Below are 25741 nucleotides of genomic sequence, written 5' to 3'. Positions count from 1 at the left end.
GTTTACTTTCTCTTTTGCCATAATCATTTTTGTTAAAGGTTACGGCGCAAAGATATGTCGGCTAACAACTTATGTCAAGGCGGAAAATAGAATGGTTACAATTTAGGGGCATGAACTGAATATCCTTATTGAAAAGATGCAAGAGCGCTGACTAATACATTAAGCCATGTATATGATTCTGTTAGATAATATTATGATGTCCTCAGAATATCATTGTTTACATCTTGAATAATTCTTATGCATAAAAAAGCGCGGAGACAGACCTCCGCGCTTTTTCTGTTACTTGCACTTCTTTAGAACGACTGCGGTACGGGCGGGTATGTATAGCTTAAGCCACTCTTTCTTCTCCTTCTTGTAGAGAGGATCGGGAAGGGTAAAGTGCTTGACGGTGTCATCTGTGAATCCGTAGCCTCCGTAAGCTGGATTGTCAGTGTTGAGGATGACCTCGTAGGAGCCCTTTGGTACGAGAAAACCATAGTCGGTGAAGGATTGGCTGGGATTGAAGTTGAAAACAAAAACGAGATCCTTGCGCATATATGCCAGTATCTGGTCACCGTCATTGTGCCAGATTTCCTGTACGGGTGTATCCTGGAAGTTACGTACTGACTTGATAACCTGTAGCATGGCTGCGTCGAAGTCGCCCAAATAATGGTATGTCAGGTTGGGGTTGTCCACGAGGTCCCACTGGCGGCGTGCGTACTTGCAGGACCATCCATTGCCCTCACGTGGGAAGTCTATCCACTCGGGGTGTCCGAACTCGTTACCCATGAAGTTGAGATATCCGCCATTAATGGTGGTGGAGGTGAGCAGACGTATCATCTTGTGGAGGGCGATACCGCGGTGCACAGTATAGTTCTCGTCACCTTTCTGCATGTGCCAGTACATGTCAGCGTCGATGAGACGGAAGATGATGGTTTTATCTCCCACAAGTGCCTGGTCGTGGCTTTCGGCGTAGGAGATGGTTTTTTCGTCGGCGCGTCGATTGGTTACTTCCCAGAACATACTGGATGGTTTCCAATCTTCGTCAATCTTCTCCTTGATGGTCTTAATCCAATAGTCGGGTATGTTCATGGCCATGCGATAGTCGAAACCATATCCTCCGTCTTCAAACTTGGCAGCAAGTCCGGGCATTCCAGAGACTTCTTCGGCAATGGTGATGGCATGTGGGTTGACTTGATGTATAAGTCTGTTGGCCAGTGTAAGGTAGCAGATAGCGTTGTCGTCCTGATGTCCGTTGAAGTAGTCGCCGTAGTTACAGAAGGCTTCGCCTAATCCATGGCTGTAGTAAAGCATGGAGGTTACGCCGTCAAAGCGGAATCCATCAAAGCGGTATTCTTCCATCCAGAACTTGCAGTTGGAGAGAAGAAAGTGAATGACTTCGTTCTTGCCGTAGTCGAAGCAGAGTGAATCCCATGCGGGATGTTCGTGTCGATCGCCGGGATAAAAGTACTGGTTGGGGTCGCCAGCAAAGTTACCCAGCCCCTCGACTTCGTTCTTAACGGCGTGTGAGTGTACAATGTCCATGATGACGGCAATGCCCATAGTGTGAGCGGTGTCAATGAGCTCTTTGAGTTCGTCGGGTGTGCCGAAGCGTGAAGAGGCTGCAAAGAAACTGGATACATGGTATCCGAAACTGCCGTAGTAGGGGTGCTCCTGGATAGCCATAATCTGGATGCAGTTATATCCGTCCTTGGCGATGCGGGGGAGCACTTTCTCCTGGAACTCGCGATAGGTGCCCACCTTCTCCTCGTTCTGCGCCATGCCGATGTGGCATTCGTAGATGAGCAGGGGGCTGATGTTTGGCTTGAAAGCTCGCTTCTTCATTTTGTAGGGTTTGGCGGGGTCCCATACCTGTGCGCTGAAGATTTTTGTCTGGTCATCCTGTACGACTCGTGTTGCCCAAGCGGGTATTCGTTCTCCGCATCCGCCTTCCCAGTACACCATGAGCTTATAGAGGTCTCCGTGCTTCATGGCCGTAGAGGGGAGCTTGATTTCCCAGTTACCGTTAGCTTTGCGCTTGAGGGCGTACTTTTTCTCCTGCTTCCATCCGTTGAAGGTTCCAATAAGGAAGATTTGTGAGGCGTTGGGAGCCCATTCGCGGAATACCCATCCGTCTGCCGTGCGGTGAAGTCCGAAGTAAAGGTAGCCGGAAGCGAAATCCTTAAGGGTTTGTTTACCGTTGTTGGTCAATTCAGCCTCCTTGTCCATGGCGTGTTGGTGACGCCCGGTGATGGCGTCTGCATAGGGTTCGAGCCAAGGGTCGTTTTTGATTAGGTTCAATGTTTCCATACGGGTGAATTTATACGTGTTGTTATATTCAGGCTTTGACTTTAACGATGATTTTCTTCACACCTTCGGGTGAAATGCCCGGTGCGTGTGCGTCCTGTGGAAAGAAAATCGCAAACATGCCGGGCTTGACAGAAAGGTAATTTTCGGCTGCTCCTTCGTAAAAAGATATGTCCTTGTCTTTGTCGTAAGGTGCGTTGGTGGGAAGACAGTCTGTGGCGGGTGTATAGCCCATCACTTCTGTGCCCGATAGAGGAATTTGGATGTCGATAAAGTCTCTGTGTGTTTCGAGCCGAGCTTCTTCACGTGTCTTGGGCTGGGTCTCTGTGACATTGACAAATAAGTCTTTTCCCAGTTCTGTTTTGCCTGTTTGCAGCCCGTTCAGGTCGCGTGATGAAAGAAATTCAATGGCTTGTGCGAACAGGGGGGACAGTGATGCGTATTTCCCAATGTTCTCCAATCTGTCTATTATCATAGCTTTAAATGTTTAAATTGATTATATTATGTCCTGATTATTTATTCAAAATCATCAATTGTATAGTTGATGAAGTCTGAGAAGCGTTTCATCTGCCTGAATACGGCTTCAGCCTGGTCTACGAAGGAAGGGGTGAGAAAGAAATCGTCAGGACGACGGCATGCTACTGTGTAGTCCTTGCATTGCAGGTATTTCAGATAAGGGTAGTTGCGCTTGAAGCCTTTGGGGGCTGTCTTCAGAAAGTCTTCACCCACAATGGGGAAGTATTGGCTGAAGGCGGGGTCTTCGACAATGCTTCTATATTCGTCCATGTTGTCGTAAACGGCCTGCCGGATAGCTTTCAGCAGCGGAGATGGCAGGCAGTAACTTCCTCCGGCCAGCATGCAGTTTCCTGGCTCCAGATGGACATAATAGCCGCAATGGAAGGATTTCTTACCTTTGGCGTTGATGTAGCCTCCCATGTGAGTCTTGTAGGGGGTCTTGTCCTGGCTGAAGCGAGTATCGCGATAGATGCGGTAGGTGCAGTCGGTGGCCTGTAGGTGTCTTATGCTGTCGTCGAACGCCGAAATGCGGGTGATGAGGGCTGTGAGCAATTTTTCAAATTCTGCCCGTGCTGCTTCATATCGTTCACGATTGCTGTTGAACCAGTCGCGGTTATTGTTGGCTGCCAGTTCTTTTAGGAATTGTAATATGATAGATATGTTCATAGGTATGCACATTTATCTTATTGTCTGACAAACTTACAAATAATATTTCTAACAAGCTAAAAAGGAACGAAAAAAAAGCATCGGTTTTGGTAAACCAATGCTTTTTACACATTTATCAATCTTACAGACGCTTCTGTGTGTTGGACATACTTACTTGTCTCAAGCGGGTACATCCCCTTTAATTAATCTTATATCTAATACTATGAAAAACACAAATAGATAACAAACCGGGGGTGGAAATTGTTCGGGAAGGGGGAGGATTTTTTTTATGTGCCTGGGGATGTGTGAATGGTGCTGTGCTGAACGTCGTACGCGCAAATGACGCAGATACAACAGATATCCGGGGAAAAGGGAGGGATAATCTGGGTACCTGCGTCTTCTGCAATTGATGAATATATTATGAAACACGGTGCATTGGCACATCATACCTATCAGTATTTCACTTTCAGTATCTTTACGCCGTATTCGGCTACGAAGGTTTCCGTGGCCTTGTAAGGCAACAGGGAAATCATCTCCTCTTCTCCATTCAACAGGTTAATGGACCTGCATTGTTCAATCTGCGGCAACTCCAGGTAGCTGAAGGCATGGGAGGGGATGTTGATGGCAAGGTCTGCCGGGATGTGGTCAAAGTTGGCTACAATGAGCAGCAGCTCGCGGCCGTGTTTGCGGAAGAAGGCGTACTGTTTGTGCTCGTTGAAGCGCCATCCGTTGAGGTTGGCATACATCAGGTCGAAGAACAGGCCTTGGGAGATGGCCTTCTCCTGGTTGCAGAGGTTGAGTATGCGGCGATAGAGGTCGTACAGTTCCTTCTGGCTTTCGCTGAGGAGGGCACCGTCGAACTTGCCACCGTTGCGCCAGCGCCGGATGGTGTCCACGCTCCAGTAGTCGAAGATGGTGGTGCGCCCGTCTCGTCCGCTGAATCCTTCGCTGTCCATGCCCGGTTCGCCGAACTCCTGCCCGAAGTAAATCATCATGGGGTTGGTGTTCATACAGGCGGATACTGCCAAAGCGGGGATGGCCTTACGGGGATTTCCGGCAAAGAAGTCTGAGGTAATGCGCTGTTCGTCATGGTTCTCCAGGAAGTTCAGCATACGCTTTTCGATGCCGCCCAGACTTTGCCAGGCACGGCTGATGGCAGTGGCCGACTCGTTGTGGCATACGACAGCGCGCAGGGTATCATACAGGCCTACCTTGTCGTAGAGGTAGTCGAACTTGCCGCGGAAGAGGTAGTTCTTGTACTCGGCAGGATTGTAGACTTCGGCGATGAAGAGGATGTCCGGATAGCGCTCTTTTACCTGTGGAACCGCCCACTCCCAGAATTCGACGGGCACCATCTCCGCCATGTCGCAGCGGAAACCGTCGATGTGCTTGGAGGCCCAAAAGAGCAGGATGTCCAGCATCTTGTACCACGTGTCGGGGATGGGCGAGAAGTGGCGTCCTCCTCCGTTCTGGTAGTCCACGCCATAGTTCAGTTTGACGGTTTCGTACCAGTCGTTTGGGCTTGGATAGGCATCGAAACGGTTGTTGCCCGTGGCCTTGGCGGGATATTCGCGGTAGGGTTCGGAAGCCGTTCCCTTCATGTCAAACTGGCCTTGCAGCTCGGCGCGGGGAATGTAATAGAAGTTGTTGTAAGGGCTGAAGGCCTGTTCGGGGTCATCGTTGCCCCCCAGTTGTGAGGTACCGTCAGGCTGTGCGTCGGAGTGGTACTGACGTGCCACGTGGTTGGGGACGAAGTCAATGATAACTTTCAGACCGTTACGATGCGTACGTTGTACCAGGTTCTCGAATTCCTTCATGCGTTCGGGGATGTCCTTGGCTATGTCGGGGTCTACGTCGTAGTAGTCCTTGATAGCGTAGGGCGACCCTGCCTTGCCCTTGACGATGGCCGGATGGTCGGGGCGGATGTTGTATCGGCGGTAGTCTGTCTGTGTGGCGTGCTCGATGATGCCCGTGTACCAGATGTGTGTGGCTCCCAGTTTCTTGATTTCGCTCAGGGCTTTTGACGTGAAGTCGGACATCTTGCCGCATCCGTTCTCGGCGATGCTGCCGTTGGGTATGCAGTCGGTCTTGTTGTTGCCGAACAGGCGTGTAAAAACTTGATAGATGATCAGTTTGTTCTCTTCGCTCATAATTTGTGGTTCAATGGTTATGATGAATGTCCGCGCTATCTCTTATCTCTTGCCGAGGGCTTTCAGTACGGCATAACCGCCCAGCCATTGTATCAGCATACCCGGAACGCCCACGCGGAAGTCCTGGGCGGCCAGCATGAAGTCTTGGCACAGGAGCCATTCGAAGGCGGTGCCAACGACCTGATAGAAGAGGACGATACCCAGCAGGGCAACCAGTGTCACTCGGCGCACACGGTATGCGGCAAAGGCGGCGGCTGCGGCCAGCAGGCCCGACTTGACAAGGATGGCCGGCAGCACGGCGAGGGCCGGCATGCCGAACAGCAGGTGGTTGGCGGCGGGCGACAGCAGGGCCGTCAGCAGGCCCACGCGCAGGCCGTACTTGTAGGCCGCTATCAGGGTGAAGAAGTAGATGGGCAGGAATGCGGGGCCGCCGGAGGGTATCAGGTGGCAGAGTTGGGGCAGGGCGATGTTGCCCGCCACGAACAGCAGGGCGAACAGGTAGGTGCGCACGTTGCTGAAGGGGAGTGAATAGAGTCGGGTCGTTTCCATTGTCTTTATAGTTTAATCAGTTCATAATCCAGGGTTCCCAGGCCGATTTCCTCGGCGTGGCGCAGGCCCGCCAGCCAGTCGGTGTCGGGGTGCATGAGGTGGAACTTGTCGCATCCGCACAGGTCGTCGTGCCCGTGGTTGTGGGAGAGCACGTTGTCGTTGTGCAGGATGGGGGCCTGTATCACCAGGTCGGCGCACGCCTTGTCCAGCGCCACGGGGTCGGCCGAGGCCAGCATGCCCAGGTCGGGCACCACGGCGGCGTCGTTGTGGTTCCAGCAGTCGCACTCGGGCGAGACGTTCATGACGAAGCTGATGTGGAAGTGGGGCTTGTCCTTCACCACCGCCAGCGCGTACTCGGCTATCTTGTAGTTGAGCCGTTCGGACGTGTCCCAGTCGCTGACCACGGCGGCATCGTGCTGGCACAGGGCCACGCACTGCCCGCAGCCCACGCAGCGGGTGTAGTCTATCTCGGCCTTGCGGTCGGCGTTGAGGTGGATGGCGTCGTGGGCGCAGTGCTTCACGCAGATGTTGCAGCCGATGCAGTTCCCGGCCTCCACCTTGGGCTGCGACGAGGCGTGCAGCTCCAGCTTGCCGCCCACGCTGGCGCAGCCCATGCCCAGGTTCTTCAGCGCGCCGCCGAAGCCCGCCTGCTCGTGGCCCTTGAAGTGGTTCATGCTGATGACGGCGTCGGCGTCCGCAATGGCGGTGCCTATCTTCGGCGCGGGGCAGTATTCGCCTCCCAGGGGTATCTCCCGGTAGTCGGTGCCCTTCAGGCCGTCGGCTATGATGACCTGGCAGCGGGCCGAGATGGGGTTGAAGCCGTTCTCCATGGCGCTCTCCAGGTGGTCTACGGCGTTGGAGCGGCGGCCGCTGTACAGCGTGTTGCAGTCCGTCAGGAAGGGTTTCGCCCCCAGCTTGCGCAGCAGGTCGGCCATGCGGGCGGCATAGTTGGGGCGGATGTAGGCCAGGTTGCCCGGCTCGCCGAAGTGTATCTTGATGGCTGTAAAGCAGTCTTTCAGCGGCAGCCGGCCGATGCCGGCGCGTGTCAGCAGCCGCTCCATCTTGTCCAGCAGGTTGGACGACGGGGAGGTGCGCAGGTCTGAATAATATACTTTTGACTTCTCCATACGGGTATCAGTTAATGTTTTTCCCTGCAAATGTAACGGATTTAATTAAAAAAGCGCCATGTTCGGCGGAAAACATTTGCGGGAATATGGGCCCGGCGTCCGGCGCGGCGGCGGTTACGGACCGGCAGCCGGGACTTCACGCCGTCCTGAGGCCGGACCCGCCCGCCCCGGGGAGCGGCCTCGGGAGGGGCGGGCGCAGAGGGGCGCCAGCCTCCCCGTTTTGCGGGAAGGGCCTTCCCGGATTTCAAAAGGTGGCCTTTTGGACAGTGAAAGGTGGCCTTTGGGATAGTGAAAGGTGGCCTTTGGGATAGTGAAAGGTGGCCTTTGGGACAGTGAAAGGTGGCCTTTGGGACAGTGAAAGGTGGCCTTTGGGACGGTGAAAGGTGGCCTTTCGTTTTGCGGGGGGCGGCTCTCCGCCTGCGGGCGGGAAAACGGCCTGCCGGAGGCCGTCAGCCGTCCGACGGGTCGGGGAAGTGCCAGAGGGGTCCGTTGCCGTGGCCGATGCGGAGCAGGCTGCCCGCCTCGATGCAGCGGGCCATGTACTGCTTGGCGCGCTCCACGGCCTCGGGGGGCGTGAGCCGTCGGGCCAGGAAGGTGGCGATGGCGGAGGAGAGGGTGCAGCCGGTGCCGTGCAGGTTGCGGCTGGCGATGCGCGGCTGGCGGTAGAGGCGGATGTCGGCGCCGGAGCAGAGCACGTCGCACATGTCGTCGCCCTCCAGGTGTCCGCCCTTGACGAGGACGGCGGTGCCGAAGCGGGTGGCCAGCTCGCGGGCGGCCTCACGCATCCCGTCCACCGTCCGCACGTCGCGCCCGCAGAGCAGGCGGGTCTCGTCCAGGTTGGGCGTAATCAGGGTGCAGAGGGGGAAGAGGCGGGCAAGCACGGTGGAGACGGCCTCTTCGGACATCAGCCGGCGGCCGCTGGTGGACACCATGACGGGGTCGTAGACCACGGGCGGCAGCGCGGGCCGTGCCTCCAGGCTGGCGGCGATGGCGCGGACGGTGGGCGTGTCGTTCACCATGCCTATCTTCACGGCACGGGGTGCGAGGTCGTCCATCACGGAGTCTATCTGGCGGCCGACGACCTCGGCCGGCAGCGGATAGACGGCCTGCACGCCGAGGGTGTTCTGCGCCGTGACGGCGGTGACGGCCGTGGCGGCATATCCGCCCAGGGCGGAGATGGTCTTCAGGTCGGCCTGGATGCCTGCGCCGCACGAGCTGTCGGAGCCGGCAATGGAGAGGATGACGGGAATGTCTTTCATGTCATATCAGTTTGTCTGCAGTCTGTTTCAGTTTCTCAAAGTGGGACACCAGCTCCTGCGGCTCCCGCTGCCACACGTCGCCCAGCACGGCCGCGCCTCCGAAGCCGAGGGCATGTACCTCGGGCAGCTGCTCCAGGCCGACTCCGCCCAGGGCGTACACCTTATTATATATAAGGCCCTCGGCGCGGGCGCGGCGCAGGACGTCGGGGGTGAAGGCGGCGCCATAGCCCTCCTTGGAGATGCTGTCGTAGACGGGGCTGAGGAAGACGTAGTCGCACAGGGGGGCATGGAGGCGCACCTCGTCGAGCGAGTGGCACGAACGGCTGACGCTGCCCGCGTGGCCCTGCGGCGGCAGCGGGTTGCGGCTGTTCAGGTGGACGCCCTTCAGCCCGTAGGCGGCGCAGAGGGCGAAGTGGTCGTGGAGCACGATGCGGGGCAGGCAGTCGGCGGGCAGGCGGCGCAGCAGGGCTTCCAGCTCGGCGGCCGATGCCTGCGGCTTGCGCAGGTGCAGGGTCTCCAGCCCCGCGCGGAAGAGGGCGGCGATTTCCCGCGCCTCGTCGGGGCGGAAGCGGGGAGGGGTGATGAGGATGAGTTTCATGGCTCGGGTGGGTTCAGAGGTCCAGTATGTACGATTCCATTGTCCGCAGGTCTACGGTCCACAGCCTGCCGTCGAGGGGGGCGCCGTAGCCGGCGGCCAGCTTCAGCACCTCGTTGGCCTCGGCGCAGCCCACGATGCCCGGCGTGACGCCCATCACCGCGTTGTCCGGCGGGGGCATCCGCAGCATCCCCTCCTCGTCGGGGTAGAGGTCGCGGTAGGTGCGTGCCTGCGGCCCGTGGCAGAACACGGCCACCTGCCCCTCGAAGGCCCGGATGGCGCCGTAGACGTAGGGCTTGCCCAGGCGGCGGCAGGTGTCGCTGACCAGGTAGCGCGTGGCGAAGTTGTCGCATCCGTCGGCCACGATGTCATAGCGGGCTATCAGCGCCTCGGCGTTGTCCGCGTCGAGGCGGCAAGGGTGGGGTTCGATGCAGACGTCGCTGTTCAGGGCGCGCAGGCGGCGGGCGGCGCAGTCCACCTTGGGCAGCCCCACTTCGGCCTCGGTGTAGAGTATCTGGCGCTGCAGGTTGCTGACGCTCACCGTGTCGGCGTCCACCAGTCCCAGCGTGCCCACGCCCGCTCCGGCCAGGTAGAGGGCCAGGGGCGAGCCCAGTCCGCCCACGCCCACCACGAGCACGCGCGTCCGGCGCAGCCTGTCCTGTCCCTCCCGGCCCAGCTCGGGCAGGGAGGTCTGCCGGGCATATCGTTCCGCCGCGCTCATTGGGCCTTGGGTTTCATCAGGTCGAAGCTGGCGTCCCAGTCCTTCCAGACGGGCTCGCGTCCCAGGCTCTTCAGGGCGGCGTCCACCTCGGTGGCCTTGCGCTCGTCGCTCACGTGGAACTGCTCCAGCGCCTGCGGGTAGCTGTAGTAGCCTCCGGGCTCGGTCTTGCTCTCGGCGCTCATGGTGGTCACGCCCAGCGTGGCCATGTGGTCGCGGATGTGGGCCGGCTCGCGGGTGGAGTAGGAGATGTCCACGTCGTGGTCGAAGATGCGCATGGCGAAGGTCACCTGCGCCAGTTCGCGGTCGCTCATGATGACGTTTGGCTGGAAGCCCTCGTTCTCCGCGGGGCGCATGCGGGGGAAGTTGACGCTGTACTTCGTCTTCCAGTAGTGCTTCTGGAGGTAGCGCAGGTGGTAGGCCATCAGGGTGATGTCCGTCCGCCACTCCTTCTCCAGGCCGATGAGCACGCCCATGCCGATGGAGTGTACGCCGGCCTGCCCCATGCGGTCGAAGCCGTTGACGCGCCACTCGAACTTGGACTTCATGCCGCGCGGGTGGTAGATGTTGTAGTGGGCCTTGTTGTAGGTCTCCTGGAAGCAGATGACGCCGTTCATGCCGTGCTTCACCAGTTCGGCGTACTCCTCGGTCTTGAGGGGCATCACCTCAATCTTCAGGTTGGAGAAGTAGGGCTTTGCCAGGTCGAGGGCGCGGGCTATGTAGGGCACGCCCGCCTTGGCGGGGTTCTCGCCGGTGACCAGCAGCAGGTTCTCGAAGGGCGCCAGTTTCTTGATGGCCTTGTATTCGTTCACGATTTCCTCCTCCGTCAGGATGGTGCGCTTCATGGGGTTGCTGATGTGGAAGCCGCAGTAGACGCACGAGTTGGTGCACGAGTTGGTGATGTAGAGGGGGATGAACATGGAGACGGTACGTCCGAAGCGTTCCTCGGTGTACTTGCGGCTGAGCCGTGCCATGGTCTCCAGATAAGGCTCGGCGGCCGGCGAGATGAGCGCCATGAAGTCGTCCACGTCGCAATGCTCTTTGCTCAGGGCGCGTCGCACGTCGGCCTCGGTCTTGGCCGCGATGCGTGCGGTGGTTTCGTCCCAGCTTATCTTTTCTAATTCTTCGCTAAACATGTTTTCAGTTAATAGTTAAAAGATAATAGTTAATAGTGTCCGGTGACGGGGTTAATAATGTGAGGCTAAAAGCGGAAAAGGATGTCAGGGGTTAGCCTTGCAGGTCTTGATGATGCTTACCAGCAGTCTGATAAGCTCCTTGCAATCCGATTGGATGGATTGGTAGACTGTCGGGACAATATAGCCTGATTCCGATAACAGCAGCAGCCAATAAGCCGTCTCATTGGCTTCCTTTAGCGCAATGTGCAGCTTGTGGATAAAGTCGTTTCGGCTTTCGGCAAATTCGGCTTCCTTGACCAGGGCGCCAATGGCCGTCCCACTGCGCAGCAACTGCTTGGACAAGACGAACTCGTTCTTTTCTTTCGTCAGGAATTGGTAGGCTTTGATGATGCGTAGCGCAAACTGCACTGCTTTTTGTTCGGTGATGCTGTTGTTCATCTTGCATTCCTTCCCCGTTTTTAACTTTTAATTATTATCTATTCACTTTCTTCAAGTCTCTGCTGAGTTTCATCGCGCAGAAGTTGGGTCCGCACATGGTGCAGTACTCGCCGTCGATGTGGCGTCCGGCACGGAAGTAGCTCTGGGCGCGCTCCGAGTCGAGCGAGAGGTCGAACTGGTCTTTCCAGCGGAACTCGTAGCGGGCCTTGCTCAGGGCATTGTCGCGCACCTGCGCTCCGGGATGTCCCTTGGCCAGGTCGGCGGCATGGGCGGCAATCTTGTAGGTCACCACGCCCACACGCACATCCTCCTTGTCCGGCAGGGCCAGGTGCTCCTTGGGCGTCACGTAGCACAGCATGGCCGTGCCCAGCCAGCCTATCTGCGCGGCGCCGATGGCCGAGGTGATGTGGTCGTAGCCCGGTGCGATGTCGGTGACGATGGGGCCCAGGGTATAGAAAGGCGCGTTGTGGCACTTCTCTATCTGTCGCTCCATGTTCTCCCTGATTTTGTGCATGGGCACGTGGCCGGGGCCTTCGATGAACGCCTGCACGTTCTTCTCCCAGGCACGCACCACCAGCTCGCCCATTGTGTCCAGTTCGGCAAACTGGGCCTCGTCGTTGGCGTCCTGGATGCAGCCGGGGCGCAGGCCGTCGCCCAGCGAGATGGCCACGTCATACTGGGCCAGGATGTCGCAGATGTCGTCGAAGTGCTCGTAGAGGAACGACTCGCGGTCGTGTACCAGGCACCACTTGCTCATGATGCTGCCGCCGCGGCTGACGATGCCGCACAGGCGCTTGTCGGCCAGGTGGACGTTGTGGCGGCGGATGCCCGCATGGATGGTGAAGTAGTCCACGCCCTGCTCGCACTGCTCGATGAGGGTGTCGCGGTAGATTTCCCACGTGAGGTCTTCCACCCGTCCGTCCACCTTCTCCAGCGCCTGGTAGATGGGCACGGTGCCCACGGGCACGGGGCAGTTGCGCACAATCCATTCGCGCGTCTCGTGGATGTTCTCGCCCGTTGAGAGGTCCATCAGCGTGTCGCCTCCCCACTTGCAGCTCCACAGGGCCTTCTCCACTTCCTCGTCGATGCTGGACGTGGTGGCCGAGTTGCCGATGTTGGTGTTGATTTTCACCAGGAAGTTGCGCCCGATAATCATGGGCTCTGCCTCGGGGTGGTTGATGTTGGCAGGCAGCACGGCGCGCCCTTCGGCTATCTCCTGGCGGACGAACTCGGGCGTGATGTAGGTGTCGATGCCCAGCTCGCGGCAGTTCATGTTCTCGCGGATGGCCACGTACTCCATCTCCGGCGTGATGATGCCCTGCTTGGCGTAGTACATCTGCGTGCAGCAGCGGCCGGCTTTGGCCCGGTAAGGCAGGGCGATGTGCTCGAAGCGCAGGTGGTCGAGCGAGCGGTCGTCGCGGCGCATCCGTCCGTATTCGGAGGTCACCTCGGCCAGCTGCTCCACGTCGCCCCGTTTCACAATCCACTCCTCGCGCAGGCGGGGAAGGCCTTTCTTCAGGTCTACCTCAATCTGCGGGTCGCTGAAGGGGCCGCTCGTGTCGTAGACGTAGACGTCGGGGTTGGGGGTAATGACTTTTTCGCCGTTCACGAAGGTGGTGCTGGGCACCTGCTCCACTTTGCGCATGGCAACGCGGATATCGGGGAAGATGGTTCCCGGCATGTAGACTTTCTCTGAGCGGGAGAATTTGATTCGTTGGTTCATAGTTAATGTTTGAGGGGTTATTCATTGAGGAAACTGGTGAGGGGCGAGCTGGCTTCGGCCACCAGGTTGTCGGATTGCGTACCCAGGCCGGCTTCGTAGGCGCGGCGTCCGGCAATGACGGCTTCCTTGAAGGCCACTGCCATCTCCACAGGGTTGCCGGCCACGGCAATGGCAGTATTCACCAGGCAGGCCGATGCGCCCATCTCCATGGCCTCGGCGGCATGGCTGGGGGCTCCGATGCCCGCATCCACCACGACCGGCACGTTGGCCTGCTCGATGATGATGCGCAGGAAGTCGCGCGTCTGCAATCCTTTATTGGTGCCGATGGGGGCGCCCAGCGGCATCACGGTAGCCGCGCCCGCTTCCTCCAGGTGCTTGCACAGCGTTGGGTCGGCCTGGCAGTAGGGCAGGACCACGAAGCCCAGCTTCACCAGCTGCTCCGTAGCCTTCAGGGTCTCTACCGAGTCGGGCAGCAGGTAGCGCGGGTCGGGGTGTATCTCCAGTTTCAGCCAGTTGGTGCCGAAAGCCTCGCGTGCCATCTGTGCGGCAAACACGGCCTCTTCGGCATTGCGCACGCCGCTGGTGTTGGGCAGCAGCTGGATGTTCGGGTGGACAATGTGACGCAGCATGTCGTCTTCCTTGTCTCCCAGTTCGATGCGTTTCATGGCTACGGTCACCATTTCCGTGCCCGATGCCAGGATGGACTGCTCCATCACTTCGTTTGAGTTGAACTTGCCGGTGCCCAAAAAGAGGCGTGAGCTGAACTCGCGTCCGGCAATGACTAATTTCTCCATATTACCTATATTATATATGTGATTGATTCCGTTTAAATGTTTAGCAGCCTTCGGGTCTCTTCCACGGGGTCTTCGGCCCGCAGGATGGTGCCGCTCAAAGCAATGCCGTCCACTCCTGTTTCGAGCAGGGCGGGGATGTCGTCGCGGGTGATGCCTCCGATGGCTACCAGCGGCAGGTCGATGCCTTCTTCCTCCATGCAGCGGATGATGTTGCGGTATCCCTCCAGTCCCAGCACGGGGCTGAGGTTCTTCTTTGTGGTGGTAAAGCGGAATGGGCCGCAGCCGATGTAGTCGGCCCCGGCTTCGTAGTGGGCTCGTACATCGTCTATCGTGTTGGCCGTGCCGCCGATGATGAATCCTTCGCCCAAAAGCTGGCGGGCCTCACGGATAGGCATGTCCAGTTTGCCCAGGTGTACGCCGTCCACTTCCAGCTTGCGGACCAGCTCCACATGGTCGTCCAGCACCAGTATCGCGTCGTGCTGCTTGCACAAAGGCTTCAGTTGCAAAGCTACCTGCTCCACTTCGTCCAGCGGGGCGTCCTTCATGCGCAGCTGAATCCACTTGCATCCACCCTCCAGCGCCATGCAGGCCGATTCGAAGTAGGAGTATTTCTCTGTCTGATGAGTAATGAACTGTAGTTTTAGCATGGCCTTATCCTCCACAAGCAGCTTTGATGATGACCAGGCGGTCGCCCTCCTGGAGAACATGTCCATCCCATTGCGGACGGGGTATCATGCGGTTGTTTACGGCGATGGCCACTCCTTGAGGAGGCAGTTGCAGTTGCTCGGCCAGTTGGAGCAGCGTTCCACCTACGGCCAGTTCAGTCTCTTGGTTGTTTACGGTCAGTTTCATAAGACGTTCGTTTTTGTTGGGATGTAAACCAAAGGAAGGCTTCCCCGAATGGGGCAGGCAGGTGGTCTGTCAACAAATCCCTTCGCCGGAATTATCCGTATCAGGTTCGTAGGGTATGATCTCAGCCCGACGGGTAGGGCACCCCTTTGTTTTACGGTAGCAAAGGTAAGGCAATTCTCTGGAAATAAGAGTTAATTATTAATAAATGAGTCGTCCTTGTCCAGGCAAACACCTTGGATGAACGTAAGGAACGGGGGCGTCGTGTATGGAAACTGTTGCAGACTGTGGCCTCTTATGTTAATTTTGACTAAGGAAATGCGAATGCAAGCCTGAAAAGCCTTACTTTTAGAACCCGTAAAACGCAAAAGAGTTATGATGGAGATAATGAAATTGGGCGGTACAGACGAGCGGCTCTATCCTTTGGTGGGGCCCTTGGTGATGAACCCGAAGGTGTTGAAGCAGAACAACAACTTCCCTTTCCGTACAGCGGAAAATTATGTGTGGTACATTGCTGGAACGGACGGGCATGTCCAGGGATTCGTTCCCCTGGAGAAGAAAAAGAACGAGTATGTCGTCAACAACTATTATATTGAAAATAAGTCTGTGTGTGTGCTGAAGGCTTTGCTGGAGAAAATTTCGGACGATGTAAAAGACGATACTACGCTGGCTGCGGTCGTGTTGCTGGAAGATGTTCCTGCGTTCAAGGAGCTGGAGTTCTCCGTAGAGAAGGAATGGACGCGTTATGTCCGAATGAAGAAAATCAATAAAAAATAGACCCGAATGAAGAACAACAAGAATGTATATGAACTGGCGCAGGAGCGTATAGCAATGATATTTAGAGATTTTGACAATATCTGTGTGTCGTTTTCAGGAGGTAAGGACAGCGGATTGCTGCTGAACCTGTGCATTGATTATATAAGGAGAAACCATTTGAATCGGAAAATCTGTGTGTTCCACATGGACTACGAAATTCAATACAGCCTGACCATTGATTTTGTTGACCGCATTCTGGAAGCCAACAAGGATATTTTGGAAGTGTATCGCATCTGCGTGCCTTTCAGGGTTTCAACCTGTACGTCCATGTATCAGAGTTTCTGGCGTCCGTGGGATGAGAAGATGAAGGACATCTGGGTACGGCAGATGCCTGCGGGCAGTTACACCAAAGACGATTTCCCTTTCTATTATGAAAATATGTGGGATTATGAATTTCAGATGTACTTTGCCAAGTGGTTGCATGAACGTAAAGATGCCGTACGTTCATGTTTTCTGATTGGTATCCGGACTCAGGAGAGTCTGAACCGTTGGCGTTGCATTCATCTGAACCGAAAATTCCAGATGTATCACAATTACCGATGGACTTCGAGGATTGGGAATGATATTTTTAATGTTTATCCACTCTATGACTGGAGGACAACAGATGTGTGGACAGCCAACGGGAAATTCGGTTTTGATTACAATCGCCTTTACGACCTTTATTACAAGGCTGGTGTCAATCTGGAGCGTCAGCGGGTGGCCAGTCCCTTTCTGGGTGAGGCAATTGAGAGCCTCGCGCTATATAAGGCAATAGATCCCAACACTTGGGGTAAGATGATAGGGCGTGTTAACGGAGTCAATTTTACGGGAATCTACGGAGGAACACATGTCATGGGATGGCAAAGCATTCATCTGCCGCAAGGCTATACATGGAAGGAGTTTATGCAGTTTCTGCTTTCTACCCTGCCTGAACAGACAAGACGCAACTATCTGCGGAAACTGACTGTAAGCAAGGAATTCTGGCGAACCCGAGGCGGATGCCTCAGTGACGTGACCATCCAGCGGCTGAGGGATGCCGGGGTCAGCATAGACGTTATGGAGAGCAGCAATTACAAGACGAACAAGAAGCCCGTGAGAATGGAGTATCTGGATGATATCGACATCCCCGAATTTCGTGAAATTCCTACTTACAAGCGCATGTGTATCTGCATCCTGAAGAACGATCATGCCTGCAAGTACATGGGCTTTGCACTGAACAAGGAAGAAGTGCGCAAACGCAATAAAATAATGGAACAATATAAAAATATGATGTTATGAATGAAACTCAAAGTCCGGTATACAATGTGAAGGCCGTACCGATAGAAAAAGTACAGGCTAACGATTATAACCCCAATGTGGTTGCTCCGCCCGAAATGCGGTTGTTGGAACTCTCCATCTGGGAAGACGGTTTCACGATGCCTTGTGTCTGCTATTACGACGCCGAGACCGATACCTACATTCTGGTGGACGGCTACCACCGCTACCAGGTAATGAAAACCTCCAAGCGGGTGTTCGAGCGCGAAAAGGGGCTGCTGCCGGTAGTGGTAATAGAGAAGGATTTGTCCAACCGTATGGCTTCCACCATCCGCCACAACAGAGCACGTGGCACACACAACATTGAATTGATGTGCAACATCGTGGCCGAATTGGATAAGGCCGGTATGTCCGACCAATGGATTATGAAACATATCGGAATGGATCGTGACGAACTGCTTCGGCTGAAACAAGTGTCGGGACTGGCGGATTTGTTTGCCAACAAGGACTTCAGCATACCGGACAAGGGCACCGAATACATGCCGCTGGAAGAAGATATATGAGATAGCCTGTGGCAGAACAGGCGGAGGAGGCAGCGCCAATCCGGCAGGCGGGTCTCGGCGGGAAGCGGCCGTTTTGAAAAGTAAATCGAACGGATATTCCAAACCCCTTCGAATATGTATTCGACAGGCTATCGAATAGCCATTCGAAAGCCTTTCGAATGGCTATTCCAACGACAATGGAATAAAAATGCTTACAAAGGCTGGCCTCCCTGCTGAAACTCGTATTCTGATGTGTTGTCGGATTGGGAGAATAATGCTACTTTTGTCCATACGTATTCTCGTGGGATAAGTGATAATAGTTAAATTCAATCATATAGAAACAGATTTAAAGATGAAAAAGATTTTATTATTAGGTTCGGGTGAATTGGGTAAAGAGTTCGTGATTTCGGCCAAACGCAAGGGCCAATATGTGGTGGCCTGCGATTCGTATGCCGGAGCTCCGGCCATGCAGGTGGCCGACGAGTGCGAAGTGTTCAGTATGTTGGACGGAGACGCTCTGGAGCGCGTGGTGCGCAAGCATAAGCCGGACATCATCGTCCCCGAAATTGAGGCCATTCGTACAGAGCGTTTGTATGACTTCGAGAACGAAGGCATCCAGGTGGTGCCCAGTGCCCGTGCAGTGAACTATACCATGAACCGAAAGGCCATCCGAGACCTGGCTGCCAAGGAACTGGGATTGAAAACCGCCAGATATTTCTATGCCAAATCATTGGACGAACTGAAAGAGGCAGCTGAGAAGATAGGATTTCCCTGTGTAGTAAAGCCACTTATGTCTTCTTCGGGTAAAGGACAGTCGTTGGTGAAGAGTGCCGACGAGCTGGAACATGCCTGGGAATATGGTTGCAATGGCAGCCGTGGAGATATCAAGGAACTGATTATCGAAGAATTTATCCGTTTTGACAGTGAAATTACCCTATTGACTGTTACCCAGAAAGATGGACCTACGTTATTCTGTCCGCCCATTGGCCATGTACAAAAAGGGGGAGACTACCGCGAGAGCTTCCAACCTGTACACATCGACCCCGAACATCTGAAAGAGGCCCAACAGATGGCTGAAAAAGTGACGCGAGCTTTGACTGGTGCCGGCATTTGGGGCGTGGAATTCTTCCTCAGCCACGAAAACGGCGTCTACTTCTCCGAATTGTCTCCACGTCCGCACGATACTGGTATGGTTACTTTGGCAGGCACTCAGAACCTTAATGAGTTTGAGCTCCATTTGAGAGCCGTGCTGGGACTACCTATTCCTGGTATCAAACAAGAGCGTATGGGGGCCAGCGCCGTAATTCTTTCACCGATAGCCAGTCAAGAGTATCCCAACTATCTGGGACTGGAAGAGGTGACTCGTGAGGAAGATACCTTCTTGCGTATTTTCGGCAAGCCAACCACCAGAGTCAACCGCCGTATGGGAGTAGTGTTATGTTATGCTCCGCTCGGTAGCGATTTGGATGCACTGCGTGACAAAGTTAAACGCATAGCTGCTAAAGTGAAAGTATATTGATGTTAACAAATGTTGCAGAATCTGCAATAAATTGTTCTAATTGTATCCTGAATCGTTCAAAAGAGTGTTTTTTGTTCAAAAAAAGCTATTCCGTAGAACAACTGCTGCGAAATTGTTTATAAATTTGCCATACTTATTAAGTGGTAGAAATAAATAAATCATTTTTGTAGGACCCATGTTTAAATAGTATTGGGTCGGCAGAATTAAAATAGTAGGAACGCTTATGTCACAAATTGTTGGACATATCTCACAGGTTATTGGACCTGTTGTAGACGTCTATTTTGACGGTACGGAGGCTGAATTGATGTTGCCAAGCATTCACGATGCTTTGGAAATCAAAAAGCCTCACGGGAAAAGACTTATTGTAGAAGTACAGCAACACATTGGTGAAAATACAGTGCGAACTGTAGCTATGGATAGTACTGACGGTTTACAGCGAGGTATGAAGGCCTATCCGCTCGGAGGACCTATTACCATGCCTGTGGGCGATCAGATTAAGGGACGCCTAATGAATGTTGTCGGCGATTCCATTGACGGGATGAAGGATTTGAATCGTGCCGGAGCTTATCCGATTCATCGTGAGCCGCCAAAATTTGAGGATTTGACAACAGTGCAGGAAGTCTTATATACAGGAATTAAGGTAATAGACTTGTTGGAACCTTATTGCAAGGGTGGAAAGATTGGTCTATTTGGTGGAGCAGGTGTTGGAAAGACTGTGCTTATTCAAGAATTGATTAATAATATAGCTAAAAAACAACATGGTTTCTCAGTGTTTGCAGGAGTTGGAGAACGAACGCGTGAGGGAAATGATTTGTTACGTGAAATGATAGAGTCTGGTGTTATCAGATATGGTGAAGAATTCAAGAAAAGCATGGAGGAAGGTAACTGGGACCTTTCGAAGGTGGATTATAATGAAGTAGCCAAGTCTCAAGTAACACTTATATTTGGTCAAATGAACGAACCGCCTGGGGCTCGTCAATCTGTGGCATTATCCGGCTTGACGGTTGCGGAATCTTTCCGTGACAGAGGTGCCGAGACTGATGGTCCTCGAGACATTCTGTTCTTCATAGACAATATTTTCCGTTTTACACAGGCTGGCTCTGAGGTTTCCGCCTTGTTGGGGCGTATGCCTTCAGCTGTGGGCTACCAGCCAACTCTGGCCACCGAGATGGGAGCCATGCAGGAACGTATCACTTCCACACGCAACGGATCCATTACGTCCGTGCAGGCAGTCTATGTGCCGGCCGATGACTTGACTGACCCTGCGCCTGCTACTACCTTTACTCATTTGGACGCAACGACGGTGCTCAGTCGTAAGATTACGGAGCTGGGTATCTATCCCGCTGTCGACCCGCTGGAATCCACTTCACGCATTCTCGATCCGCATATCGTTGGGCAGGAGCATTACGAAGTAGCCCAACGGGTGAAGCAAATTCTGCAGCGCAACAAGGAGTTGCAGGACATTATCTCAATCTTGGGTATGGAGGAACTTTCGGATGCCGACCGTACACTGGTAAATCGTGCTCGCCGAGTGCAGCGCTTTCTCTCGCAACCGTTTGCTGTTGCCGAGCAATTTACAGGGGTGCCAGGCACTATGGTCTCTATTGAAGATACCATTAAGGGATTTAAGATGATACTTGATGGCGAGGTAGACCACCTGCCCGAGCCGGCTTTCCTGAATGTAGGTACTATTGAGGAGGCTATTGCCAAAGGAGAAAAACTGTTGGCACAGGCCAAAGGGAACTGATGTAGAATAGTAGAAAAACAGGAGATTTCCGATGAAAGACTTGCATTTGGACATTATTTCCCCTGAAAAGGAAATCTACCAGGGAAAAGTAGAGAGTGTTACACTGCCAGGTACATTAGGCTCCTTCACCATTCTGCCTCAGCATGCACCTATTGTTTCTTCATTGAAGGCAGGTGTCTTATCCTATACTGCCGGAGGAGAAGAACATACACTCACAGTACGCGGAGGGTTTGTAGAGCTGAGTAACAACGGGGTGACTGCCTGTGTTGAATTATAGAATAAATGTATTGTTCAACTGTATAAAATTTGTAGTCTAGTCTTTATGCTGTTTGTGTTAAAGCTTGACTTAAATTGAGATAAAGGATTTTTGTTGTTGTGGGCATCAGTATTACCAAACGAAACTATTTGTGGCAAATTACGCTGCTGACCTTCTTGCTGGGAGGGGTAGGCGGTTGTATATACTTCTATAATTTCCCGCATCATTATTTCGGAGGCTATCCACTGATACCATTGTTCTTTTTTGTTTTCGGCATATTTGAAATAAACATGGTCGAAGTATGCCGCAAACATTCGCCACAACGGCTGTTGCAGATTTATATGTTGATGCGCGTCATGAGAATGCTGTTCTCTATTCTGCTGATGGCAGTGTATTGTATTGTGGTGCGTGAAGAGGCGAAGGCTTTTCTGCTGACTTTTGTGGGAAACTATCTGGTTTATCTGATATATGATTCGTGGTTCTTCTTTACGTTTGAGAAGAATCGAAAAATGAAGAAGAAAAATGAAAAAAAAACATAGCATAGGTATTCTACTCCTGTTGGTCGCTTTCCTGTTCAATATCGGCAGTCTGAAAGCTGAAGATTATCTTGGAGTGGAGGTGGATAGCCTAAAAGCAAGCGTGGATAGCCTGCTGAAAGACGAACAACTGACTTCTGCTGAACAGGAGGAAAATACGGTGGATGTAAAGGATATTGTGATGGGGCATATTGGCGATTCTTATGAATGGCACATCACGACGTGGGGCAATCTGCATCTCACTGTTCCCCTGCCCGTCATCATATACAGCGAGGCGACAGGATGGCATGTTTTTTCATCATCTCGGTTGGCTGAAAACAATGGAAGCTACGAAGGACTTTCCATCGCTCCAAAAGGTAGCAGATATGAAGGTAAGTTGGTGGAGTATGATTCTCAAGGTAATGAAGTGCGTCCATGGGATTTTTCGATAACGAAAGTGGCTTGTGCATTATTGATTAACAGCATGTTGCTGATTATAATTGTATTGAGTGTAGCACGCTGGTATAGAAAACATCCCCAAGGAAGTTCTGCGCCAGGTGGTTTTATCGGATTTATGGAGATGTTCATAATGATGGTGAACGATGATGTCATAAAAAGTTGTATAGGTCCTAAGTATCGCAGATTCTCGCCTTATCTGCTTACAGCGTTTTTCTTCATTTTTATCAATAATCTGATGGGATTGATACCTTTCTTTCCTGGTGGAGCCAATGTTACGGGTAATATTGCTGTCACCATGGTATTGGCATTCTGTACATTTTTGGCTGTCAATCTTTTCGGCACTAAAACATATTGGAAAGATATCTTCTGGCCTGATGTACCCTGGTGGCTAAAGGTGCCTATTCCGATGATGCCACTCATTGAGTTCTTTGGGGTGTTCACAAAACCATTTGCGTTGATGATTCGTCTTTTTGCCAACATGTTGGCGGGACACATGGCCATGCTGGTACTGACATGTCTGATTTTCATCTCCGTCAGTATGGGGGCAGCTTTGAACAGTACGCTTACTTTTGCTTCCGTCTTGTTCAACATCTTTATGAATGCTCTCGAACTGTTGGTTGCCTTCATTCAAGCCTATGTATTTACTATGCTTTCAGCGGTATTTATTGGGCTTGCCCAAGAAGACCATCCGCATGAGGAAAAAGAGAAAAGACAGGAAGTGGCCGTGAAGTAAAGTAGAGGTCTTCCTGTTAAGAGAATTTTTAAATAGCTGATTATGAATTGAAATAATAACCATTTAAATTTTAAGAATTATGTTACTATCTGTATTATTGCAAGCTGCTGCGGCAGGAGTAGGAGTAAGTAAACTGGGTGCGGCTTTGGGTGCCGGTATTGCTGTAATTGGTGCGGGTATCGGAATTGGTAAAATTGGTAGTTCGGCTATGGAAGCTATTGCTCGGCAGCCGGAAGCTTCGGGAGACATCCGTATGAATATGATTATTGCCGCCGCTTTGATTGAGGGTGTGGCTCTGCTTGCAGTTGTTGTATGTCTTTTGGTGTTCATTCTGTAAGGAGTTTTTATTGTATGTAATTACTAATATTAAAAGTTTATGTCACTGTTATTGCCCGAAAGTGGTCTTTTGTTTTGGATGCTTCTTTCGTTCGGTATCGTATTTGCGGTATTGGCTAAGTTTGGATTTCCCATAATAACCAATATGGTAGAAGGACGTAAGACTTATATTGACCAGTCTATGGAAGTAGCGCGGGAGGCCAATGCACAACTCGCAAAACTAAAGGAAGAGAGCGAGGCTTTAGTGACTGCTGCCAATAAGGAGCAGGGACGTATTTTGCGTGAGGCAATGCACGAGCGTGACAAGATTATTGTTGAGGCACGCAAGCAGGCTGAAGTTACTGCGCAAAAGGAACTGGCTGAAGTCAGAAGCCAGATTCAGCAGGAAAAAGAAGAGGCCATCCGCGAAATTAGGCGTCAAGTTGCAGAACTGTCTGTAGACATTGCAGAGAAGGTTTTACGTAAGAACCTGGATGGTAAGCAGGAACAAATGCAAATGATAGACCGTATGCTGGATGAACTGCTCAGTAAACCCAAAAAGAACTGACAATTTCTTTTTTCGGGCGTCTTGAGAGGCGGCTACCTGCATTATTTTGATATGAATATGGTTCAACGAACATCTTTTTCAGAGATATGGATATAGGTATTGTTTCTATGCGTTATGCAAAGGCATTGATTGATTACGCCAAGGACACGCAGACGGAGGAGATTCTTTATGAAGAGATACGTATGCTGGAACACAGCCTGCGCAGGCATCCCGACTTACGTCTGGCGTTGGAAAATCCTATTTTGTCAATCCGCGAGAAGTTCACATTGATTTGTACTGCGGCAACGGGTGATCACCCTGCCAACCGTGAATTCTGCCGTTTCATCACTTTGGTATTGAGAAACGGTCGCGGAAGCATGCTGCATTACATCTGCCTTTCCTTTCTCGACTTATACAGAAAGAACAAGCACATCGGTGTAGCCAAGTTGATTACGGCTGTTCCGGTGAGCAAGGAGATGGAAGAACGTATCAGGAAGAGCGCTTCGTCGGTACTGCACGCACGCATGGAATTACAGACGGAGGTCGATTCTTCCATCGGCGGAGGATTCATCTTTGACATCAATGATTTTCGTCTGGATGCCAGCATAGCCACACAACTCAAAAAGGTGAAAGAGCAGTTTATTGACAAGAACCGAAGAATAGTATAATATTGAAAACAGAATTTTTATGTTGTCTGAAAATATAAAAGTGAGCGAAGTTTCCGATGTTCTCCGCAGGCAGTTGGAAGGGATAGATACCCGTGTACAACTTGATGAGATAGGCACGGTGCTGCAGGTGAGCGACGGCGTAGCGCGTATCTATGGCCTTCGCAATGCCGAAGCAAATGAACTTCTGGAGTTTGACAACGGCATCAAGGCTATTGTGATGAACCTGGAGGAGGATAATGTGGGGGCCGTATTGCTGGGCCCCACGGACAAGATTAAGGAAGGTTTTATTGTGAAGCGGACTAAGCGCATCGCCTCCATTATGGTAGGTGAAAATATGTTGGGGCGTGTAATCGATCCGTTGGGTGCTCCGCTGGACGGAAAAGGACTGATTGGAGGCGAACTGTACGAAATGCCGCTGGAAAGAAAGGCTCCCGGCGTCATCTTCCGCCAGCCGGTGAATCAACCATTGCAGACGGGATTGAAAGCTGTGGATGCCATGATTCCTATTGGACGTGGGCAACGTGAATTGATTATCGGTGACCGACAGACTGGTAAGACGGCCATCGCCATTGATACCATTATCAACCAGCGTGCCAACTATGAGGCGGGTGACCCTGTCTACTGTATCTATGTAGCCATTGGTCAAAAGGGTTCTACGGTGGCTTCTATTGTGAACACGTTGCGTGAATACGGCGCCTTGGACTATACCATCGTAGTGGCCGCCACGGCAGGCGATCCGGCAGCCTTACAGTACTATGCGCCGTTTGCGGGAGCTGCTATTGGTGAATATTTTCGCGATACAGGCCGTCATGCACTGGTGGTTTATGATGACCTTTCCAAGCAGGCTGTGGCCTACCGTGAGGTGTCGCTTATCCTGCGTCGTCCTTCAGGGCGTGAGGCTTATCCAGGCGACATTTTCTACTTGCATTCACGTCTGTTGGAACGTGCAGCAAAAATCATCAACCAAGAGGAAGTGGCACGCGAGATGAACGACCTGCCCGAAAGCCTGAGAGGGAAAGTGAAAGGTGGAGGCTCGCTGACGGCACTGCCTATTATTGAGACACAGGCAGGGGATGTATCAGCATACATTCCTACCAATGTCATTTCTATTACTGACGGACAGATATTCTTGGATACCAACCTCTTCAATCAAGGTAACCGACCAGCCATCGATGTGGGCATTTCCGTGAGCCGTGTGGGTGGTAATGCCCAGATTAAGGCTATGAAGAAAGTGGCAGGTACGCTGAAGATAGACCAGGCGCAATATCGCGAATTGGAGGCGTTTTCAAAATTCAGCGGTGACATGGACCCTGTGACAGCGCTTGCCATCGATAAAGGACAGAAGAATACCCGTCTGCTGGTGCAGCCTCAATATAGTCCGATGCCTGTAGAGAAGCAGATCGCCGTTCTCTATTGCGGTACACACGGCTTGCTGAAGGATGTCCCTTTGGATAAGGTCAATGAGTTTGAACGTAGTTTCCTCAATTATCTGGATATCAACCATCGCTCCGATGTACTGGATGTGCTGAAGAAGGGCGTCATTGATGACGACGTATGTCGGCTGATTGAAGAAACGGCAGCTGTCATTGCTAAACAGTTCATGTAA

The 25741-nt window shown here is 52.9% G+C and carries 27 protein-coding genes and 1 riboswitch; of the genes, 12 read left to right on the top strand and 15 right to left on the bottom strand.

Annotated elements, in window-relative coordinates; translation table 11 throughout:
- Window positions 1-279: 279 nt before the first annotated feature.
- The 15 genes from Q1Y74_RS02280 to thiS all read right to left on the bottom strand — a co-directional run bounded on the left by Q1Y74_RS02280 (window position 280) and on the right by thiS (window position 14788).
- The gene (locus Q1Y74_RS02280; protein WP_300812091.1) at window positions 280-2289 is read right to left on the bottom strand and encodes an alpha amylase C-terminal domain-containing protein; all 2010 of its coding nucleotides are present in this window, start codon (window positions 2287-2289) and stop codon (window positions 280-282) included.
- Window positions 2290-2317: 28 nt separating this feature from the next.
- Window positions 2318-2761: a YhcH/YjgK/YiaL family protein gene (locus Q1Y74_RS02275; protein WP_300812090.1), complete on the bottom strand. Its 444-nt coding sequence runs from the start codon at window positions 2759-2761 to the stop codon at window positions 2318-2320.
- Between the two features lie 41 nt (window positions 2762-2802).
- Window positions 2803-3468, bottom strand: coding sequence for a DUF2461 domain-containing protein (locus Q1Y74_RS02270; RefSeq protein WP_300812089.1), 666 nt, complete (start codon window positions 3466-3468; stop codon window positions 2803-2805).
- A 431-nt stretch (window positions 3469-3899) separates the two neighbouring features.
- Entirely contained in the window at window positions 3900-5597 is a 1698-nt protein-coding gene (locus Q1Y74_RS02265; protein WP_300812088.1) for an alpha-amylase family glycosyl hydrolase, read from the bottom strand.
- Between the two features lie 42 nt (window positions 5598-5639).
- A complete protein-coding gene (locus Q1Y74_RS02260; RefSeq protein ID WP_300812087.1) occupies window positions 5640-6146 on the bottom strand; it encodes an ECF transporter S component in 507 nt (168 codons plus the stop codon).
- A gap of 5 nt (window positions 6147-6151) precedes the next feature.
- On the bottom strand, window positions 6152-7273 hold the full coding sequence (locus tag Q1Y74_RS02255; protein ID WP_300812086.1) for a DUF362 domain-containing protein: 1122 nt from the start codon (window positions 7271-7273) through the stop codon (window positions 6152-6154).
- Between the two features lie 449 nt (window positions 7274-7722).
- Window positions 7723-8532: a bifunctional hydroxymethylpyrimidine kinase/phosphomethylpyrimidine kinase gene (gene thiD, locus Q1Y74_RS02250; RefSeq protein ID WP_300812085.1), complete on the bottom strand. Its 810-nt coding sequence runs from the start codon at window positions 8530-8532 to the stop codon at window positions 7723-7725.
- A gap of 1 nt (window position 8533) precedes the next feature.
- Window positions 8534-9130: a thiamine phosphate synthase gene (locus Q1Y74_RS02245; protein WP_300812084.1), complete on the bottom strand. Its 597-nt coding sequence runs from the start codon at window positions 9128-9130 to the stop codon at window positions 8534-8536.
- 13 nt (window positions 9131-9143) lie between these two features.
- Entirely contained in the window at window positions 9144-9848 is a 705-nt protein-coding gene (locus Q1Y74_RS02240) for a HesA/MoeB/ThiF family protein (protein WP_300812083.1), read from the bottom strand.
- Window positions 9845-10981 carry a 2-iminoacetate synthase ThiH gene (thiH, locus tag Q1Y74_RS02235; protein ID WP_300812082.1) on the bottom strand — a complete coding sequence of 379 codons (1137 nt, stop codon included), beginning with the start codon at window positions 10979-10981 and terminating at the stop codon, window positions 9845-9847. The genes Q1Y74_RS02240 and thiH overlap by 4 nt, the downstream gene beginning before the upstream one ends.
- Window positions 10982-11065: 84 nt before the next feature.
- Window positions 11066-11419, bottom strand: a complete 354-nt coding sequence (locus Q1Y74_RS02230) for a four helix bundle protein (RefSeq protein WP_300812081.1) — start codon at window positions 11417-11419, stop codon at window positions 11066-11068.
- A gap of 34 nt (window positions 11420-11453) precedes the next feature.
- Window positions 11454-13142, bottom strand: coding sequence for a phosphomethylpyrimidine synthase ThiC (gene thiC / locus Q1Y74_RS02225; protein WP_300812080.1), 1689 nt, complete (start codon window positions 13140-13142; stop codon window positions 11454-11456).
- A gap of 17 nt (window positions 13143-13159) precedes the next feature.
- On the bottom strand, window positions 13160-13936 hold the full coding sequence (locus Q1Y74_RS02220) for a thiazole synthase (RefSeq protein ID WP_300812079.1): 777 nt from the start codon (window positions 13934-13936) through the stop codon (window positions 13160-13162).
- Between the two features lie 32 nt (window positions 13937-13968).
- Window positions 13969-14583, bottom strand: coding sequence for a thiamine phosphate synthase (locus Q1Y74_RS02215; RefSeq protein ID WP_300812078.1), 615 nt, complete (start codon window positions 14581-14583; stop codon window positions 13969-13971).
- A 4-nt stretch (window positions 14584-14587) separates the two neighbouring features.
- Window positions 14588-14788, bottom strand: coding sequence for a sulfur carrier protein ThiS (gene thiS, locus Q1Y74_RS02210; RefSeq protein WP_300812077.1), 201 nt, complete (start codon window positions 14786-14788; stop codon window positions 14588-14590).
- 59 nt (window positions 14789-14847) lie between these two features.
- A riboswitch (TPP riboswitch) is annotated at window positions 14848-14944 on the bottom strand.
- A 216-nt stretch (window positions 14945-15160) separates the two neighbouring features.
- Here thiS and Q1Y74_RS02205 point away from each other — a divergent pair.
- From Q1Y74_RS02205 to atpA, 12 genes are all read left to right on the top strand, one after another.
- A complete protein-coding gene (locus tag Q1Y74_RS02205) occupies window positions 15161-15562 on the top strand; it encodes a hypothetical protein (protein WP_300812076.1) in 402 nt (133 codons plus the stop codon).
- 6 nt (window positions 15563-15568) lie between these two features.
- Window positions 15569-16858, top strand: coding sequence for a DUF3440 domain-containing protein (locus Q1Y74_RS02200; protein ID WP_300812075.1), 1290 nt, complete (start codon window positions 15569-15571; stop codon window positions 16856-16858).
- Window positions 16855-17397 (top strand): ParB/RepB/Spo0J family partition protein, encoded by a 543-nt coding sequence (locus tag Q1Y74_RS02195; protein WP_300812074.1) that lies wholly within the window; start codon window positions 16855-16857, stop codon window positions 17395-17397. Before Q1Y74_RS02200 ends, Q1Y74_RS02195 begins: the two co-directional genes overlap by 4 nt.
- A 331-nt stretch (window positions 17398-17728) precedes the next feature.
- Complete coding sequence (gene purT / locus Q1Y74_RS02190; protein ID WP_300812072.1) at window positions 17729-18895, top strand: formate-dependent phosphoribosylglycinamide formyltransferase; 1167 nt, start codon at window positions 17729-17731, stop codon at window positions 18893-18895.
- A gap of 223 nt (window positions 18896-19118) precedes the next feature.
- Window positions 19119-20642, top strand: coding sequence for a F0F1 ATP synthase subunit beta (atpD, locus tag Q1Y74_RS02185; protein WP_300812070.1), 1524 nt, complete (start codon window positions 19119-19121; stop codon window positions 20640-20642).
- A 31-nt stretch (window positions 20643-20673) separates the two neighbouring features.
- Window positions 20674-20919: an ATP synthase F1 subunit epsilon gene (gene atpC, locus Q1Y74_RS02180; RefSeq protein WP_300812069.1), complete on the top strand. Its 246-nt coding sequence runs from the start codon at window positions 20674-20676 to the stop codon at window positions 20917-20919.
- A 104-nt stretch (window positions 20920-21023) separates the two neighbouring features.
- Window positions 21024-21437 (top strand): hypothetical protein, encoded by a 414-nt coding sequence (locus Q1Y74_RS02175; RefSeq protein ID WP_300812096.1) that lies wholly within the window; start codon window positions 21024-21026, stop codon window positions 21435-21437.
- Window positions 21421-22605, top strand: a complete 1185-nt coding sequence (atpB, locus tag Q1Y74_RS02170; protein WP_300812068.1) for a F0F1 ATP synthase subunit A — start codon at window positions 21421-21423, stop codon at window positions 22603-22605. Before Q1Y74_RS02175 ends, atpB begins: the two co-directional genes overlap by 17 nt.
- Window positions 22606-22684: 79 nt before the next feature.
- Window positions 22685-22942 (top strand): ATP synthase F0 subunit C, encoded by a 258-nt coding sequence (gene atpE / locus Q1Y74_RS02165; RefSeq protein WP_300812067.1) that lies wholly within the window; start codon window positions 22685-22687, stop codon window positions 22940-22942.
- 39 nt (window positions 22943-22981) lie between these two features.
- Window positions 22982-23488, top strand: coding sequence for a F0F1 ATP synthase subunit B (atpF, locus tag Q1Y74_RS02160; protein ID WP_300812066.1), 507 nt, complete (start codon window positions 22982-22984; stop codon window positions 23486-23488).
- An 86-nt stretch (window positions 23489-23574) separates the two neighbouring features.
- On the top strand, window positions 23575-24135 hold the full coding sequence (locus tag Q1Y74_RS02155; RefSeq protein WP_300812065.1) for a F0F1 ATP synthase subunit delta: 561 nt from the start codon (window positions 23575-23577) through the stop codon (window positions 24133-24135).
- A 22-nt stretch (window positions 24136-24157) separates the two neighbouring features.
- Window positions 24158-25741: a F0F1 ATP synthase subunit alpha gene (gene atpA / locus Q1Y74_RS02150; RefSeq protein WP_300812095.1), complete on the top strand. Its 1584-nt coding sequence runs from the start codon at window positions 24158-24160 to the stop codon at window positions 25739-25741.

Source organism: uncultured Bacteroides sp., from assembly GCF_949298305.1.
Taxonomy (GTDB): Bacteria; Bacteroidota; Bacteroidia; order Bacteroidales; family Bacteroidaceae; genus Bacteroides.
The sequence above is the reverse complement of the archived record's forward strand: the minus strand, read 5'-3'. Positions and strand labels throughout refer to the sequence as shown.